Here is a 15,582-nt window from a genome sequence, read left to right as displayed (position 1 = left end):
GCTCATTGCATCGGAACCGCGTCAGATAAGGGCTGCGATAGCCTCCCCCAGCTGCGTAGTGTTGGCCGTGCCGCCCATGTCCGGCGTGAGCGGGCCGCTCAGCAGCACGGTTTCGATGGCGGTCATGATGGCCTTGTTCGCTGCTGCGAACTGCGCGTCGCCTTGGCCCAGGAACTCCAGCATCATGGCGCCCGACCACACCATGGCGATCGGGTTGGCGATGTTCTTCCCATAGATGTCCGGCGCCGAACCGTGCACCGGCTCGAACAACGAAGGGAACTTCCGCTCCGGATTGAGGTTGCCGGACGGTGCGATGCCGATGGTGCCCGTGCAGGCAGGTCCGAGGTCGCTGAGAATGTCGCCGAAGAGATTGGAGGCCACCACCACATCGAAACGCTCGGGGCTCAGCACGAAGCGCGCGCAGAGGATATCGATGTGATACTTATCCCACTTCACATCCGCATAGGAGGGCGCCATCTTCTCCACGCGCTCATCCCAGTAAGGCATGGAGATCGAAATGCCGTTCGACTTGGTGGCCGAGGTGAGGTGCTTTTTGGGCCGCGACTGCGCCAGCTCGAAGGCGTATTTGAGGATGCGGTCCACGCCGTGGCGCGTGAACACCGCCTCCTGCAGCACCGTTTCACGTTCCGTACCTTCGAACAGGCGGCCGCCGACGGACGAGTACTCACCTTCCGTATTCTCGCGCACCACATAGAAATCGATATCGCCCGGCTTCTTGTTGGCCAGCGGGCAGGGCACGCCCGGCATCAGGCGTACGGGGCGCAGGTTCACATACTGGTCGAACTGGCGGCGGAACTGGATCAGGGAGCCCCACAGCGAAATATGGTCGGGCACCAGGTCCGGCATGCCGACGGCGCCGAAATAGATGGCATCGAAGCCCTGCAGCTGCGCGAACCAGTCGTCCGGCATCATCTTGCCGTGCTGGAGGTAGTAATCGCAGTTGGCCCAGTCGAAAGTGGTGAATTCCAGGGGCAGGTTGAAGCGTTTGGCGGCCGCGTCCAAGGCGCGCAGGCCCTCCGGCATCACTTCCTTACCGATGCCGTCGCCGGCGATGACTGCAATACGTTGGGTTTTCATAAGCGTTTCTCCTTTGCGACAAGCATAACCAATCACGCGGCGGATATAATCAGCTAATTCGTAAAGCCATCATCCACGAATCGTGAATAATCAACCTTTACTGGAAGACCTGACGCTATTCTGCGCCGTTGTCCGCCTGCGCAGCTTCGCTGCTACTGCGCGCGAGCAGGGCGTATCCAACGCCTATGTCAGCAAGCGCATTGCCGTGCTGGAGGCCACGATGCAGGTGCGTCTGCTGCATCGGACCACACGCACCGTGACGCTGACGGAGCAGGGGCAGGTGGTGCACACCTGGGCGCAGCGCATCCTGGAAGACGTGGAGCAGATGGCGGAAGCCGTATCGAGCGAAAAGATGGCCCCGAGCGGCCTGCTGCGCCTGTGCACCAGCTCCGGCTTCGGCCGCAACCGGCTTGGCCCGGCGCTATCGGCGCTGGCGCGGCAATACCCGGCGCTGGAGATCCAGCTCGAACTGATCGACAGGAAAGTGGACCTGATCGCCGAGGATATCCACCTCGACATCCGCGTAGGCCGGGTGCACGAGCCCCACCTGATCTCGCGCCGCATTGCGCCCAACCAGCGCGTGCTATGCGCCGCGCCGTCCTACCTGGAGCGTTATGGCGAGCCGAAAACGCTGGCCGAACTCGCGCAGCACCGCTGCATCGCCATCCGCGAGCGCAACGAAGACTTCGGCCGCTGGGTGCTGGAGGGGCCAAAGGGCAGCGAAACGGTGAAGGTGACGGGGCCTCTATCGGCCAGCAACGGCGAAATCGTCCACCAATGGGCGCTGGACGGGCACGGCATCATCCTGCGCTCGATCTGGGACGTGAATGCAGCGCTGGCGAACGGCAGCCTGCAGCGCATCCTCCCCGCCTATATGCAGCCGGCTGACGTCTGGGCCGTCTACCCCAGCCGCCTCTCCGCCTCCGCCAAAGTCCGCGTCTGCGTCGAATTCGTCGAGCAATGGCTCAGCCCGCAACATGACACCATGGGGTCAGGCACCATGGTGTCATGCTGACAGCCGGGGCCTGACCCCAAGGTGTCGCAAATAGTTACTCGGCGGATTCTTCGACTTTGGCTTCACGCATCCACTTGACCAGTGGCAGCGTGTCTTTCAGGCCGGCGACGATCAGGGGCAGCAGTTCGTCGGGTTTGTTGAGGTTGAGCTTGATGTCGGTCCAGACGAAGAAGCTCTTCAGCTTGATGAACTCGATGTGCTCGTGCTCGGGGTCGAAACCCTTCGGCGGACGCTGCAGCTTGCCGTCTTCTTCGCGGATCGTCCCATAGCGCGCTTTCAGCGCCTTGTTGTTCAATACCTTTTTGAAGCCGGCCGCGTCTTCCACGATGTGATTGCGCAGCGCCTTCAGCCGGTGTGGCGGCGGAATGTATTCGCCTGCACCGATGTGCAGCTCGCCCTTGCCGTTCAGCTGGAAGTAGTAGGTCGGCCCGCCCGCCTGCGTGGGACGGCGCTGGTCGTTCGGCGCCAGCGCGGCCGAGAAGTGGGTCTTGTACGGGCTCTTGTCATGCGCAAAGCGCACGTCGCGGTTGATGCGGAACATCGCCTTCTTCGGATTGCAGAACTTCACCGCCGGGTCGAACTTGCCCACTTCCGCAATCACGTCCGTCACCAGCTGCAGGAATTCTTCGCGCAGGATGTCGTAGCGCGGCTTGTTCATGATGAACCAGGGACGATTGTTGCTCTCGGCCAGCTCCTGGAGATAGCCGTTCAGGTCACGCAAATGCATAGCTTACTTTCTGGGAGGAGGGCGCTTGCCCACATTGATGACAAGGTCGGTCTCGCGCGACTTGCGCAGCACGCGCATGGTGGATTTGCCGCCCGGCTGCAGCTGGGCGATCAGGTTGATCATGTCGTTGGTGTCCTTCACCGACTTGCCGTCCACCGACAGCAGGATATCGCCCGGCTTCATGCCCGCCTTGTCCGCCGGCCCGTTGCGCACCACGCCCGCGATAATGGCGCCGCTGTCGCGCTGCAGCCCGAAGCTCTGCGCCAGCTCGGGCGTGATCTCCTGCGATTCCACGCCGATCCAGCCGCGCACCACATGCCCGTCCTTGAGGATGGATTCCATCACCGACTTGGCCGTCGATACCGGAATCGCAAAGCCGATGCCCACCGAGCCGCCCGTCTGCGAATAGATCGCCGAGTTGATGCCCAGCAGGTTGCCATTCGTATCCACCAGCGCTCCGCCCGAATTGCCGAAGTTAATCGCCGCATCGGTCTGGATAAAATTCTCGAAGTGGTTGATGTGCAGGTTGTTGCGCCCCAGCGCCGAAATAATGCCCATGGTGACGGTCTGCCCCACGCCGAAGGGATTGCCGATGGCCAGCACCACATCGCCCACCTTGGCCTGGTCCACATGCCCCAGCGTAATCACCGGCAGCTTGTCCAGGTCGATCTTGATCACGGCGAGGTCGGTCTCGGGATCGGTGCCCACCACCTTGGCCTTCGCCTTGCGCGCGTCCGCCAGCACCACTTCGATATCGTCCGCCGCCTCCACCACGTGGTTGTTGGTGAGGATGTAGCCGTCCGGCGACACGATCACGCCCGAGCCCAAGCTGTTCTGGTCGTCGTCCTCTTCTTCCTGGGGATCGCCGAAGAAGCGCTTGAAATAGGGATCACGCATCAGCGGATGCTTGCGCTGCACCGCCTTCGAGGTGAGGATATTCACCACGGCCGGCATGGCCCGCCCCGCCGCCGCGCGGAAGGAGTTGGCGGATGACACCGGCGCCGCCTCGATTGTGGCCGCCGGCTGTGCAGGCGTGCCGAGCTGCTGCACGGTGGCCGGACGCGTGCGCCCGAAGTCGGGCTTCACCGCGTAATACACAAGATACAGTGCCAGGGCTATGGTCACCGTTTGCGCAAACAATAACCAGAGTCGTCGCATGGCGTGGGATTCAAGAGGCGCCGCATGGCGGGCGCAAAGCCGTCGTCCCCGCGCAGGCGGGGACCCAAGCCCCTATTTTCGCAAAGAATCGCGAATTTCGCGCAACAGCATAATATCTTCGGCCGGCGGCGCAGGTTCGGCCGCTACAGCAGGCTCGTCCGCACGGCGCGCCTTGTTCACCAGCCTTACCATCTGGAAGATGACGAAGGCCAGGATGATGAAGTTCAGCAGGATGGTGAGGAAGTTACCGTAGGCCAGCACCGCGCCCAGCTTCTTCGCCTCCGCCAGGGCCAGCGTGGGATCCTGCCCGTTCAGCGGCAGGTAGTAATTGGTGAAGTCCAGCCCGCCAATCAGCTTGCCGATCGGCGGCATGATGATGTCCTGCACCAGCGAATCCACAATCTTGCTGAAGGCGGCGCCAATGATCACACCCACTGCGAGGTCGATCACATTGCCCTTCATTGCAAACTGTTTAAACTCTTGCAACATTGCCATGATGTCCTCCTTAAAATTGTTGCATCAGATGATACTCGTTCGCGACTTCCCATGGGGATGCTTTCGCCAATTGCAACGTTTTGCTTTAATTCGTTATTCGATTGCCTTATAATTTAAGGTTGCTAGAAGCTCTATTGACGCATAACAAAAGTTTCGCATTTTGACTGATTGGGGTTTGTATGAGTAACGAAAAGCAGGTCAATTCCAGCCGTCGCTGGCTGCTCGGCTCCACTTGCGCTGTTGGCGGCGCAGTTGGCCTGGGCACCGCGGGTGTACTGGTGAGCACGTTCCAACCTTCGGAACGCGCCAAAGCCGCAGGTGCACCGGTTGAAGTGGATATCTCTACGCTGCAGCCAGGCGAGATGCGTACCGTGGAATGGCGCGGCAAGCCAGTGTGGATTCTGAAGCGCACCCCGGAGATGGTCGCTTCCCTGAAAAAAACGCACGACAAAGTTGCTGACGCCGACTCCCAGCGTAACCCTGCGGAGTTCACGCCGGAATACTGCATGAACGAGAACCGCTCGATCAAGCCGGAAATCCTGGTGGCCGTGGGCATCTGCACCCACCTCGGCTGCTCCCCATCCACCAAGTTCACCCCAGGACCGCAGCCTTCGCTGCCGGACGACTGGGAAGGCGGCTTCCTGTGCCCATGCCATGGCTCGACCTTCGACATGGCCGGCCGCGTGTACAAGAACAAACCGGCTCCGGACAACCTGCAAGTGCCGCGTCACATGTATCTGAGCGACACGAAGATCGTGATCGGTAAAGACGAGAAAGGCGAGGCATAAGAATGGGCGCTTTCAAGGAGACCAAGTTCCCGGCGGACGCACCGGCTGCGCAGAAAGCAGTAGGCTGGATCGACGACCGCTTCCCGCTCTCGAAGCTGTGGAACGACCAATGGGGCAAGTACTACGCTCCGAAGAACTTCAACTTCTGGTACATCTTCGGCTCGCTGGCCATGCTGGTGCTGGTGCTGCAGATCGTTACCGGCATCTTCCTGACCATGCACTACAAGCCGGACGCCAACCTGGCCTTCGGTTCCGTGGAATACATCATGCGCGAAGTGCCATGGGGCTGGCTGGTGCGCTACATGCACTCCACCGGCGCCTCGGCCTTCTTCATCATTGTGTACCTGCACATGACCCGCGGCCTGCTGTATGGTTCCTACCGTAAGCCACGCGAGCTGATCTGGCTGTTCGGTTTCGCCATCTTCCTGTGCCTGATGGCCGAAGCCTTCTTCGGCTACCTGCTGCCATGGGGCCAGATGTCCTACTGGGGCGCACAGGTGATCGTGAACCTGTTCGGCGCAATTCCGCTGATCGGCCCTGACCTGTCGCTGTGGATCCGCGGCGACTACGTGGTGTCCGACGCAACCCTGAACCGCTTCTTCGCCTTCCACGTGATCGCGATTCCGCTGGTGCTGCTGGGCCTGGTGGCTGCCCACCTGATCGCGCTGCACGAAGTGGGTTCGAGCAACCCGGACGGCATCGAAGTGAAGGAAAACCTGGGCCCGGACGGCCACCCGGTCGATTCCATCCCGTCGCACCCTTACTACACCGTGCACGACCTGTTCGGCGTGTCCGTGTTCCTGCTGATCTTCAGCTGCGTGGTGTTCTTCGCGCCGGAGATGGGCGGCTACTTCCTGGAATACAACAACTTCCTGCCGGGTGACTCCCTGAAGACCCCGCTGCACATCGCCCCAACCTGGTACTTCACCCCGTTCTACTCGGTGCTGCGCGCAACGACCGCGGACTTCATGTGGGTGCTGATGGTGGCCGTGGCTGCTTACGTTGCCTTCCTGTGGCTGAAGTCGCGCCTGTCCTTCAAGGTGAAGGCCACCATCGCCGTGATCGCACTGGTTGCCATCGTCGGCATGCTGCCAAGCGTGCTGGACGCCAAATTCTGGGGCGTGGTGTTCTTCGGCGGCTCCGTGGTCATCCTGGCCTTCCTGCCATGGCTGGACCACTCGCCGGTGAAGTCGATCCGCTACCGTCCAGACTGGCACAAGTATGTGTACGGCCTGCTGGCGATTGCCTTCCTGACCCTGGGCTACCTCGGCACCCAGCCGCCAAGCGTGATCGGTACCATCGTGTCGCAGGTTGCCACGCTGTACTACTTCGCCTTCTTCCTGCTGATGCCATGGTGGAGCACCATGGGCACGTTCAAGAAAGTGCCGGACCGCGTCACTTTCCATCCGCACTGATCGCTACGAGGCAAAGGACCAAGAATGAATTTCTATAAGAAAACGCTCGCTATCCTGGCACTCGTGGTGCCGGGCTTGGCATTCGCAAGCGAAGGCGGCCACGCGCTGGACCGCGCACCGGACCGTTCCACCAACATGGCGGCGCTGCAGAACGGCGCCAAGCTGTTCGTCAACTACTGCCTGAACTGCCACAACGCGTCGAGCATGCGCTACAACCGCCTGCGCGACCTGGGCCTGAGCGAAGAACAGATCAAGGCCAACCTGCTGTTCACCGGCGAAAAAGTGGGCGAAATGATGACCACCGCCATGCCGGCGAAAGACGCCAAAGCCTGGTTCGGCGTGGTGCCGCCCGATCTGTCCGTGATCGCGCGCGCCAAGGCCAGCCCGGCGGGCACCGGCGGCGACTACCTGTATACTTACCTGCGCACCTTCTACAAGGACGACACCCGCCCAACCGGCTTCAACAACCTGGTGGTGCCGAACGTGGCCATGCCGCACGTGCTGTGGGACCTGCAGGGCGTGCAAGTCGCCAAGATGGTGGAAGAAAAAGATCCCCACGATGCAAGCAAGATGGTGCACAAGTTCGTGGGCTTCGAGCAGGTAACGCCAGGCAAGATGAGCAAGCTGGAGTACGACACCGCGGTGGCCGACCTGGTTGGCTACATGGAGTGGATGGCGGAACCGGCGGCCCAATTCCGTAAAAAGCTGGGCGTGTGGGTGGTGCTGTTCCTGACCCTCTTCGCCCTGCTCGCGTGGCGCCTGAACGCCTCGTACTGGAAAGAAGTCAAATAATTTCGCGCGCCGGACTCGTCCGGTGCTGTTTCTTGGGGCGAACCGTTCGCGGTCTCGTCCCCTTTGTTTCTTAAGGAACTACAAAAAATGATGGTTCTATACTCGGGCACCACCTGCCCATTCTCCCAGCGCTGCCGCCTGGTCCTGTTCGAAAAAGGCATGGACTTTGAAGTGCGCGACGTGGACCTGTTCAACAAGCCGGAAGACATCTCCACCATGAATCCTTACGGCCAGGTGCCGATTCTGGTCGAGCGCGAACTCATCCTGTATGAATCGAACATCATCAACGAATACATCGACGAGCGCTTCCCGCACCCGCAGCTGATGCCGGCCGACCCGCTGATGCGCGCCCGCGCCCGCCTGATGCTGTTCAACTTCGAGAAAGAGCTGTTCGTGCACGTGCACACGCTGGAAAGCGAGCGCAACAAGGCGAACGACAAGAGCCACGACAAGGCCCGCGCCGAAATCCGTGACCGCCTGACCACGCTGGCCCCGCTGTTCCTGAAGAACAAGTACATGCTCGGCGACGAATTCTCGATGCTGGACGTGGCCGTGGCCCCGCTGCTGTGGCGCCTGGACCACTACGGCATTGAGCTGTCGAAGACGGCCGCCCCGCTGATGAAATACGCCGAGCGCATCTTCTCGCGTCCGGCCTACATCGAAGCGCTGACCCCATCCGAGAAAGTGATGCGCCGCTAATCCGCGCACCCGCGTAATCTGGTTACAGCAGCATCGCTAACCAGATTACGCCGCGCCGCTCAGCGTCGTTCCCGCGCAGGCGGGAACCCAGAAGTACCGCCGCAAAGCCAAAAGCAGCACCGAAAGAACCCGACCGAAATGTCCGAAATCTCCACCAAGCCCTACATGCTGCGCGCCATCTACGAATGGTGCACCGACAGCGGCTACACGCCCTATCTGGCCGTCAAGGTCGACTCCTCGACCACCGTGCCGATGGAATACGTGAAGAAGGGCGAGATCGTGCTGAACATCAGCTACGGCGCCACCTCCGGCCTGAAGATGGACAACGACGCGATCCATTTCCACGCCCGCTTCGGCGGCGTGTCGCGCGAGATCTACATCCCGGTCAACAACGTAATGGCCATATACGCCAACGAAAACGGCCAGGGCATGGCCTTCGAGCCGCTGGTTGGCGCAGCGCCGGCCCCGGCGCCAAAGGCTGAAGAACCCGCAGCACCGGCACTGTCCTCCGTCCCCACCGGCCCCTCGCTCGCCCCGGCCCCAGCCCCACGCAGTGAAGACGACAACGGCCCGGATGACGGCGGCGACGGCGGCGCTCCAAAGGGCGGACGGCCGACCCTCACACGCATCAAATAACGTATAATCACGACCGTAAAAGTTACGCCGGCTTAGCTCATTTGGTAGAGCAGTTGATTTGTAATCATCAGGTGGCCAGTTCGAAACCGGCAGCCGGCACCAATAAAATCAAGGGGTTATGGGTTCTTCCTATAACCCCTTGTTCATTTCTTAATGCCATGTAGGCATCGGGTAGGCATTTGCACTTGTGTTGAACGCACGCGCTTTGCTGCAGTTGCGTCTGGAGTTGATGTTGCGAGATTGCCGGCGCCCGCGATGTGCTCGTTGGACCCTTGCAGCAAGGTGCGTAACAAAAAAACGGCACGACTTGTCATATTGGCTAGTCCTGTCCCGTCGTGTGCAATCCTCGTCAGCCACGCGGTTCAACAGTTCAATTTCCCTGGACAAGACCGGATAATCAGAGAGAATATTACGCAATAGCATGCTGCTCGGTTCGGCGGAAGAGTCCTAAGAATCAATTATCTACCAAAAGAAAAATCGCGGGATTGCGAATACTTAAATGAGCAAATTCAATGAAGACACAAGGGTCAAGATTCCTGCACTTTTGCACCTGACCCGACTGCGCTATGAGTACCTGTCCCTGAAAAATTCAGTATGGGACACGCGCAACAACATCTTCGGCGATATCTTTGCTGCATCTATCTCTCGGTTGAACCCCGGCGTGTCTCATGCAGACATACGTCGCACGCTTGAAGATATTCAGTTGGACTTGCTGAATGACGACCTTGGCAAAGCGTTCCACAAGCGCCTGACTACCCGTTCAGGCCTGCGTCTAATTGAGTTCGACGATGTAAACCAAAACAGTTTCCATGTCGTTACCGAACTGCCCTTTGTAAACGGTGGAGACGAATTTCGGCCAGACATTACCTTGCTGGTCAACGGCTTACCGCTAGCTTTCGTCGAAGTCAAGAAGCCGATGAACACGAACGGTGTGCTGGCCGAGCGCGAGCGCATGAATCGTCGTCATGCCAATTCAAAATTCCGCCACTTCTTCAATCTCGTGCAGCTCATGGTCTTCTCCAACAATCAGGAGTATGACGATGCCGAACCAGAACCCGTTCAAGGGGCGTTCTACGCTGCAGCTACTTACGGGCAGGCCCACTTCAACCATTTCCGCGAAGGATACGCAGCAGAGCTGTCTACCACAGTCCACGAACTGAGTGATGACACCGAAAACCTCATTCTCACTGACACCAACTACACGAGCCTCAAGCACGCGCCGGAATTCTCTCGCAACAAATTACCCGATACTCCAACAAATCGCATCTTGACTTCGCTGTTCAGCCGTGAGCGGTTCGCCTTTATCCTGCAATATGCCTTCGCATATCTGGATAAGGATACCGGCGTGGAAAAACATATCATGCGCTACCCGCAGATTTTCGCAACTCAAGCCATTGCACGGCATTTAGACGGCGGTGCACGCAAAGGTATCGTCTGGCACACGCAAGGGAGTGGGAAGACAGCGTTGGCCTATTACAATGTGCGTTTTCTCACTAATTGGTTCCAGCAACGTCGCCAAGTAGCCCGCTTCTATTTTATTGTAGACAGGCTTGACTTGCTCAAGCAGGCCCGTGATGAGTTTCGCCTGCGCGGCTTGAGCGTGAATGTAATTGAAAGCCGCGACGAATTTGCGCGCGACATAAAAAAAACAGTAGCGATAGACAATGACCGTGGTGAGCCAGAAATCACCGTAGTTAATATACAGAAATTCAAAGACGACCCGACAGTGACAGCGGCACAAGACTATAACGTCAGTATGCAGCGGGTGTATTTCCTCGACGAAGTTCACCGAAGCTACAAGCCGACGGGTAGTTTTTTAGCCAACCTTTCGCAGTCTGACCGTAATGCTATCCACATAGGCCTGACCGGAACGCCTCTCATCGGAGAGCAGGCACCCTCCAAGGCTCTGTTTGGCAATTACATCCACACCTACTATTACAACGCGTCCATTTCTGACGGTTATACTCTTCGTCTTATCCGCGAGGATATTGCCACCCAATACCGCATGCAATTGCAGCAGACGTTGCAAAGCGTGCAGGTGCTACAAGGTGGTATCGCACGCGAGGCTTTGTACGCTCATCCGCGCTTTGTCCAGGCAATGCTGGACTACATACTTCAAGACTTCCGCCACTCTCGCATCGCTTACGGGAAAGACGGTGCAAACATTGGCGGAATGGTCATTTGTGACAGCAGCGAACAGGCGCGTGAACTGTACGAACAATTCGTGAAACTATCCGAATGCAAACTTACCGCAGCCCTCATTCTGCATAATGAAGGCGACAAGCAATTCCGCGAAGACCAGGTCAAAGCATTCAAGAATGGCGGAATTGACCTCCTCTTCGTTTACAACATGCTGCTCACTGGATTTGATGCGCCACGCCTAAAGAAACTCTACGTGGGTCGCATTATCAAAGACCATAACCTTTTGCAGGCGCTGACCCGGGTCAATCGTCGGTACAAGAGCTTCCGCTACGGATATGTGGTGGACTTTGCCGACATCCAGTCTGAATTTGATAAAGCGAACAAGAACTATTACGACGAGCTCACAGCAGAACTTGGAGACGAAATGCAACATTACAGTCGTCTCTTCAAATCCGCTGATGAAATCAGGACCGACATCGAGGCCATCAAACAGGCCCTTTTCCTTTATTCCCTGGACGACGCTGAACTGTTCTCTCAACAGGTCGGGCAAGTTGAAGACCGAGATAAGCTCCTGCGGGTCGCTAAGGCTCTGGCCAACGCACGAGAGCTTTACAACCTCATTCGCTTGAATGGCCAGCAAGAGTTGATGGCGCTACTGGACTTCGACAAGCTCCGCGTGCTTCACAACGAGGCCCAACACGCGCTGGCGCAGCTGAACCTTAAAGCGCAAATCGAGAATGCGCCGGACACAAGCACTTTGCTTAATCAAGCATTGGAAGACGTAATATTTCGCTTCGAAAAGCTTGGCGAATCTGAGTTGAAGCTCGCTGATGAATTGAAAGGTGTCTTGCGTCGGACCCGCGAAACGCTTGCGAGTACACAAGACTCGCAAGACCCCCAGTGGATTGCTTTGAAAGAAGAGCTGGAGCGTCGTTTCAAGAAAAAGAAACTGAGTGAGGTATCGCAAGCAGATATGCGGGCCAACATTTCCGTTTTGAGTGATATCGAGCGCAAAGCCAAGGCACTAAATCAGGAAAATACAAACCTGCAGACCAAGTATGGTGGTGATTCGAAATATCTGCGAATCCACAAGCGGTTGCTTGAAAGCCGTCGCGTTGAAAGTAACCCAGTCAAGTTGCACGAAGCCTTATCAGCTATCAAACAAGTCGTTGACAAAGCTGTACTTGGAAGTAGGCAGCTATTGGGTAACCCAGCATTTTTTGAGAAACAGACTATGCCCATCATTATTGGCAAGTTCCAAGAATCCCTACCAATTTCGGACGTAGATACGTTTGACATTATTAATCAGCTGCTGGTCAAAGAATATTTAGGCCAAGCTCAAAGTAAACTGAATTCGTAAAACGAGAGATTAAGTGCCCACCCGTGCGTGCGGCCTTATGTGAATAGATGAACCAACAAAGCTATCAACAACGTTCCCGCGATTTAATAGATGGTCTCAAGGCAGTTTGCATCAGCAACGGTCTCGGCAATGACGGCAATGAATATAAAATTATTGTCCAGACCTTTCTCTACAAGCTTTTGTGCGACAAGTTTGCGTACGAAATGAAACGATTGGAGCCGGAACTGGGAAAGGCCAGTGACTGGATAACCGCTTGGCGGGCATTACCGTCTTCAAATAGGCAACTTTTGGAGCGAAAACTTGGTCCTGATGTACCGCGCCTTACGCCTGAGCAACTCATCCCCAGCCTATTCAACCGCCTTAATGAAGCAAGCTTTGCGAGTGTCTTCGATGACACACTCATCGCAATTGCTGCTGCGAACCACGAAATTTTCGCGGTTCGTACCGAAGATGGTGAAAAGGTACCCCTGTTCGACAGACTAAGTGAATACGTCACAGGTAGCCGTGACAAGCGCGATGCTTTCTGCCGTGCTCTAGTAAACAAGCTTGTCGACTTTAGTTTTGAACACCTGTTCGGCGAGAAATATGATTTTTACGCCACTCTGTTCGAGTACCTCATCAAGGACTATAACAAAGACAATGGGGGCAAATATGCTGAGTATTACACTCCGCATGCGGTCGCCACAATTATGGCTGCTATTTTGGTGCCACAAGAAAAACGTGGGGACGTACGTGATGTTATGTGCTACGACCCGGCTAGTGGCTCCGGTACTTTGCTCATGGCGCTAGCGCATGTCATCGGCGAGGAAAATTGTAGTATCTGGTCACAGGATATTTCGCAGAAATCCTCTAGCTTGCTGCGCTTGAATTTGGTACTTAACAAGCTCGTTCATAGCATCCCTAATATCGTACAAGGCAATACTATCTTGCATCCAGTACATCGGGAGCAAAATTCTCCAAGCCAACTACGCCATTTCGACTACATTGTCTCCAATCCACCATTTAAGATGGATTTCTCGGACTTCCGGGACGACTTAGACATTGACGCCAATAGGCAACGCTTCTTCGCTGGCATTCCGAAAATCAAGCCCAAGGACAAGGACAAGATGGAAATCTACCTCTTGTTCATCCAGCATATTATTCATTCGCTTAAGGAAGGCGGCAAGGCTGCCATCGTCGTTCCAACGGGCTTTATTGCGGCTGCAAAAGGCATAGAACTGCAAATCCGACAAAAACTGGTACAAGAAAGGTGGATAGCCGGCGTCGTTTCTATGCCAAGCAATATCTTTGCTACCACGGGCACCAATGTCTCGATTCTGTTCATCGACAAAAGCGCACACGATTCGGTCGTTCTGATTGATGCTTCGTCGCTGGGAGAAAAAGTTAAGGAAGGGAAAAATCAGAAGACTCTGCTGTCGTCGTTGGATGAGCAGCACATCGTAAATACCTTCAATCAGCGAAAGGCGGTCAAGGATTTCTCAGTAGTCGTTGATTACGATGAGCTCACAGAGAAAAATTTCTCATTCTCTGCAGGGCAATATTTCGACGTGAAAATCGAATATTCTGATATCACGCCGGCTCAGTTCGCAGAGAAAATTTCCGGGTATGGTACGCGCTTAGTCGATATGTTTGCCAAGTCACGTGAGCTGGAAGTAGAAATTAACAAGCAGTTGAAAGGGCTGTCATATGACTAACTGGCCCCGCGTTCCCATTTCTGAACTTTGCCAATTGATTGTGGATTGCGTGAACAAAACTGCACCGTGTGTTGAGCATGAAACACCGTACAAGATGATTCGCACAACCAACATCAAGAACGGGCGCATCGATTTGTCTTCATGTGATTTTGTATCTGAGGAAACCTTTGAAAAGTGGACAAAGCGTGCAACCGTTAAGAAAGGTGATGTGCTTTTAACGCGCGAAGCGCCAATGGGAGAGGTCGGAAAAGTTAATTTTAACGACAATGTATTTCTTGGCCAAAGAATCGTTCAATATAGAACCAACCCCAAAAAATTGGATCAAAATTATCTATTGTATTCATTTTTGTCACCCGATTTGCAATATCAATTCAAAAAACATGATGGTAACGGATCGACAGTTAGTCATATCCGAGTTCCCGACTGTTTAAAGTTTGAAATCCCATTACCAGAGTTGTCTGAGCAAAAAAGAATCGCGGCTGTTCTTCTCGCACTCGACAAAAAAATAGACCTTAACCGTCGAATTAATGTCGAACTCGAATCCCTGGCCAAAACTGTCTACGACTATTGGTTCGTTCAGTTCGACTTTCCCGATGCTCAAAATCGCCCCTACAAAACTAGCGGTGGTGCAATGAACTGGAATGATTCTTTAGGGCAAGAGATACCAAGCGGATGGGGTGACGACAACATATCTGCGATTGCAGATATTCTAGGTGGTGGCACGCCGCGTAAGGAAAACCCTGAATTCTGGAACGGAGATATTCCTTTTTTCACGCCAACCGATGCATCAGGTGATGCTTTTCAATTGAAAACCGAAGACGCTCTAACACAAACCGGATTGAAAAATTGCAGCAGTCGACCTTTCGCACGCGGGACCATTTTTATTACGGCCCGTGGCTCTGTCGGTAAGGTAACGATTGCTGGTCGAACGATGGCGATGAATCAGTCTTGCTATGCGCTGCAGCCCAAAGACTTTAAAAACTTCCCATATGTCTTTTTGCATGCGAAAACGTTGGTGCATCACTTGAAAGTCAAGGCTTCTGGCTCGACATTCAACTCTATCGTCACCAATGACATTGGGTGGACTCGGCTTATTAGTCCTAACCCAGAATTAATATCGAAATTTTGTAAATTCGTAACTCCAATCTTCGAACGTATTGAAGCTGCGCAAAAGGAAAATATTGAGCTATCCGCCCTTCGGGACTGGTTGTTGCCGCTACTCATGAGTGGACAGGTGCGAGTGAAGGATGTCGGAGACGCTCCGATAACTATTACTTCCAAAAAACTAATGACTGAGTTTGAGTCGGTGTGTTCGTTAGCTGCTTAACTCGTGAATCGCCCATGCCTTGGAACTTGCTAGCAGACGCGGCGGTCTAGCGTGAGGTAGCTCTCTCTACGGACAATCGGGGGGCATGTCTACCGTCAATTATATGTCTCGTACGAACGACGAAACCTAAGCGCATGATGAGAGCCGCGGGCCGTATTGCGTAGCAATGTGGGGCCAGGGCGTTCAGCCCGCCGCCCAGGCCAATGCGCCAGCCCCTTGGCTGGTCAGTGGACTGC

General features: G+C 55.6%; 13 protein-coding genes and 1 tRNA gene. 10 read left to right on the top strand and 4 right to left on the bottom strand.

Translation table 11 applies throughout. The features are described from left to right. Window positions 1-21: 21 nt before the first annotated feature. On the bottom strand, window positions 22-1,098 hold the full coding sequence (locus ACJRPG_RS10815) for a tartrate dehydrogenase (protein WP_408000086.1): 1,077 nt from the start codon (window positions 1,096-1,098) through the stop codon (window positions 22-24). Between the two features lie 82 nt (window positions 1,099-1,180). Between ACJRPG_RS10815 and ACJRPG_RS10810 the strand changes: the two genes are divergently transcribed. Further along, on the top strand, window positions 1,181-2,113 hold the full coding sequence (locus tag ACJRPG_RS10810) for a LysR family transcriptional regulator (protein ID WP_408000085.1): 933 nt from the start codon (window positions 1,181-1,183) through the stop codon (window positions 2,111-2,113). Between the two features lie 34 nt (window positions 2,114-2,147). On the opposite strand, the gene ACJRPG_RS10805 is transcribed toward ACJRPG_RS10810, so the two are convergent. From ACJRPG_RS10805 to mscL, 3 genes are all read right to left on the bottom strand, one after another. Next, window positions 2,148-2,840, bottom strand: a complete 693-nt coding sequence (locus ACJRPG_RS10805; protein ID WP_408000084.1) for a DUF2461 domain-containing protein — start codon at window positions 2,838-2,840, stop codon at window positions 2,148-2,150. A gap of 3 nt (window positions 2,841-2,843) precedes the next feature. After that, on the bottom strand, window positions 2,844-3,998 hold the full coding sequence (locus ACJRPG_RS10800) for a Do family serine endopeptidase (RefSeq protein WP_408000083.1): 1,155 nt from the start codon (window positions 3,996-3,998) through the stop codon (window positions 2,844-2,846). A 72-nt stretch (window positions 3,999-4,070) separates the two neighbouring features. Continuing rightward, entirely contained in the window at window positions 4,071-4,493 is a 423-nt protein-coding gene (gene mscL, locus ACJRPG_RS10795; RefSeq protein ID WP_408000082.1) for a large conductance mechanosensitive channel protein MscL, read from the bottom strand. A 179-nt stretch (window positions 4,494-4,672) separates the two neighbouring features. Between mscL and petA the strand changes: the two genes are divergently transcribed. The 9 genes from petA to ACJRPG_RS10750 all read left to right on the top strand — a co-directional run bounded on the left by petA (window position 4,673) and on the right by ACJRPG_RS10750 (window position 15,346). After that, entirely contained in the window at window positions 4,673-5,281 is a 609-nt protein-coding gene (petA, locus tag ACJRPG_RS10790) for a ubiquinol-cytochrome c reductase iron-sulfur subunit (RefSeq protein WP_408000081.1), read from the top strand. A gap of 2 nt (window positions 5,282-5,283) precedes the next feature. Further along, a complete protein-coding gene (locus ACJRPG_RS10785) occupies window positions 5,284-6,696 on the top strand; it encodes a cytochrome b (protein WP_408000080.1) in 1,413 nt (470 codons plus the stop codon). 24 nt (window positions 6,697-6,720) lie between these two features. Continuing rightward, window positions 6,721-7,488 carry a cytochrome c1 gene (locus ACJRPG_RS10780; protein ID WP_408000079.1) on the top strand — a complete coding sequence of 256 codons (768 nt, stop codon included), beginning with the start codon at window positions 6,721-6,723 and terminating at the stop codon, window positions 7,486-7,488. Between the two features lie 87 nt (window positions 7,489-7,575). Beyond that, window positions 7,576-8,187 carry a glutathione S-transferase N-terminal domain-containing protein gene (locus tag ACJRPG_RS10775; protein WP_130316072.1) on the top strand — a complete coding sequence of 204 codons (612 nt, stop codon included), beginning with the start codon at window positions 7,576-7,578 and terminating at the stop codon, window positions 8,185-8,187. 138 nt (window positions 8,188-8,325) lie between these two features. Next, on the top strand, window positions 8,326-8,823 hold the full coding sequence (locus ACJRPG_RS10770; protein ID WP_408000078.1) for a ClpXP protease specificity-enhancing factor: 498 nt from the start codon (window positions 8,326-8,328) through the stop codon (window positions 8,821-8,823). 26 nt (window positions 8,824-8,849) lie between these two features. After that, a tRNA-Thr gene (locus tag ACJRPG_RS10765) sits at window positions 8,850-8,925 on the top strand. 397 nt (window positions 8,926-9,322) lie between these two features. Beyond that, the gene (locus ACJRPG_RS10760) at window positions 9,323-12,325 is read left to right on the top strand and encodes a type I restriction endonuclease subunit R (RefSeq protein WP_408000077.1); all 3,003 of its coding nucleotides are present in this window, start codon (window positions 9,323-9,325) and stop codon (window positions 12,323-12,325) included. 47 nt (window positions 12,326-12,372) lie between these two features. Next, window positions 12,373-14,019 (top strand): HsdM family class I SAM-dependent methyltransferase, encoded by a 1,647-nt coding sequence (locus ACJRPG_RS10755; protein ID WP_408000076.1) that lies wholly within the window; start codon window positions 12,373-12,375, stop codon window positions 14,017-14,019. Beyond that, a complete protein-coding gene (locus ACJRPG_RS10750; RefSeq protein ID WP_408000075.1) occupies window positions 14,012-15,346 on the top strand; it encodes a restriction endonuclease subunit S in 1,335 nt (444 codons plus the stop codon). Before ACJRPG_RS10755 ends, ACJRPG_RS10750 begins: the two co-directional genes overlap by 8 nt. Window positions 15,347-15,582: the final 236 nt, after the last annotated feature.

Origin of the sequence: Pseudoduganella rhizocola, from assembly GCF_045984285.3 — a bacterium.
GTDB lineage: Bacteria > Pseudomonadota > Gammaproteobacteria > Burkholderiales > Burkholderiaceae_D > Rugamonas.
Note: the sequence above shows the minus strand (reverse complement) of the source record. Positions and strands in the feature narration are given on the sequence as shown.

What these genes read in the sequence shown, in the direction of transcription:
- ACJRPG_RS10800 (WP_408000083.1), bottom strand. Translation starts at nt 3,998, where the DNA reads ATGCGACGACTCTGGTTATTGTTTGCGCAAACGGTGACCATAGCCCTG.
- ACJRPG_RS10780 (WP_408000079.1), top strand. Translation starts at nt 6,721, where the DNA reads ATGAATTTCTATAAGAAAACGCTCGCTATCCTGGCACTCGTGGTGCCG.
- mscL (WP_408000082.1), bottom strand. Translation starts at nt 4,493, where the DNA reads ATGGCAATGTTGCAAGAGTTTAAACAGTTTGCAATGAAGGGCAATGTG.
- petA (WP_408000081.1), top strand. Translation starts at nt 4,673, where the DNA reads ATGAGTAACGAAAAGCAGGTCAATTCCAGCCGTCGCTGGCTGCTCGGC.
- ACJRPG_RS10805 (WP_408000084.1), bottom strand. Translation starts at nt 2,840, where the DNA reads ATGCATTTGCGTGACCTGAACGGCTATCTCCAGGAGCTGGCCGAGAGC.
- ACJRPG_RS10815 (WP_408000086.1), bottom strand. Translation starts at nt 1,098, where the DNA reads ATGAAAACCCAACGTATTGCAGTCATCGCCGGCGACGGCATCGGTAAG.
- ACJRPG_RS10770 (WP_408000078.1), top strand. Translation starts at nt 8,326, where the DNA reads ATGTCCGAAATCTCCACCAAGCCCTACATGCTGCGCGCCATCTACGAA.
- ACJRPG_RS10785 (WP_408000080.1), top strand. Translation starts at nt 5,284, where the DNA reads ATGGGCGCTTTCAAGGAGACCAAGTTCCCGGCGGACGCACCGGCTGCG.
- ACJRPG_RS10760 (WP_408000077.1), top strand. Translation starts at nt 9,323, where the DNA reads ATGAGCAAATTCAATGAAGACACAAGGGTCAAGATTCCTGCACTTTTG.
- ACJRPG_RS10755 (WP_408000076.1), top strand. Translation starts at nt 12,373, where the DNA reads ATGAACCAACAAAGCTATCAACAACGTTCCCGCGATTTAATAGATGGT.
- ACJRPG_RS10775 (WP_130316072.1), top strand. Translation starts at nt 7,576, where the DNA reads ATGATGGTTCTATACTCGGGCACCACCTGCCCATTCTCCCAGCGCTGC.
- ACJRPG_RS10750 (WP_408000075.1), top strand. Translation starts at nt 14,012, where the DNA reads ATGACTAACTGGCCCCGCGTTCCCATTTCTGAACTTTGCCAATTGATT.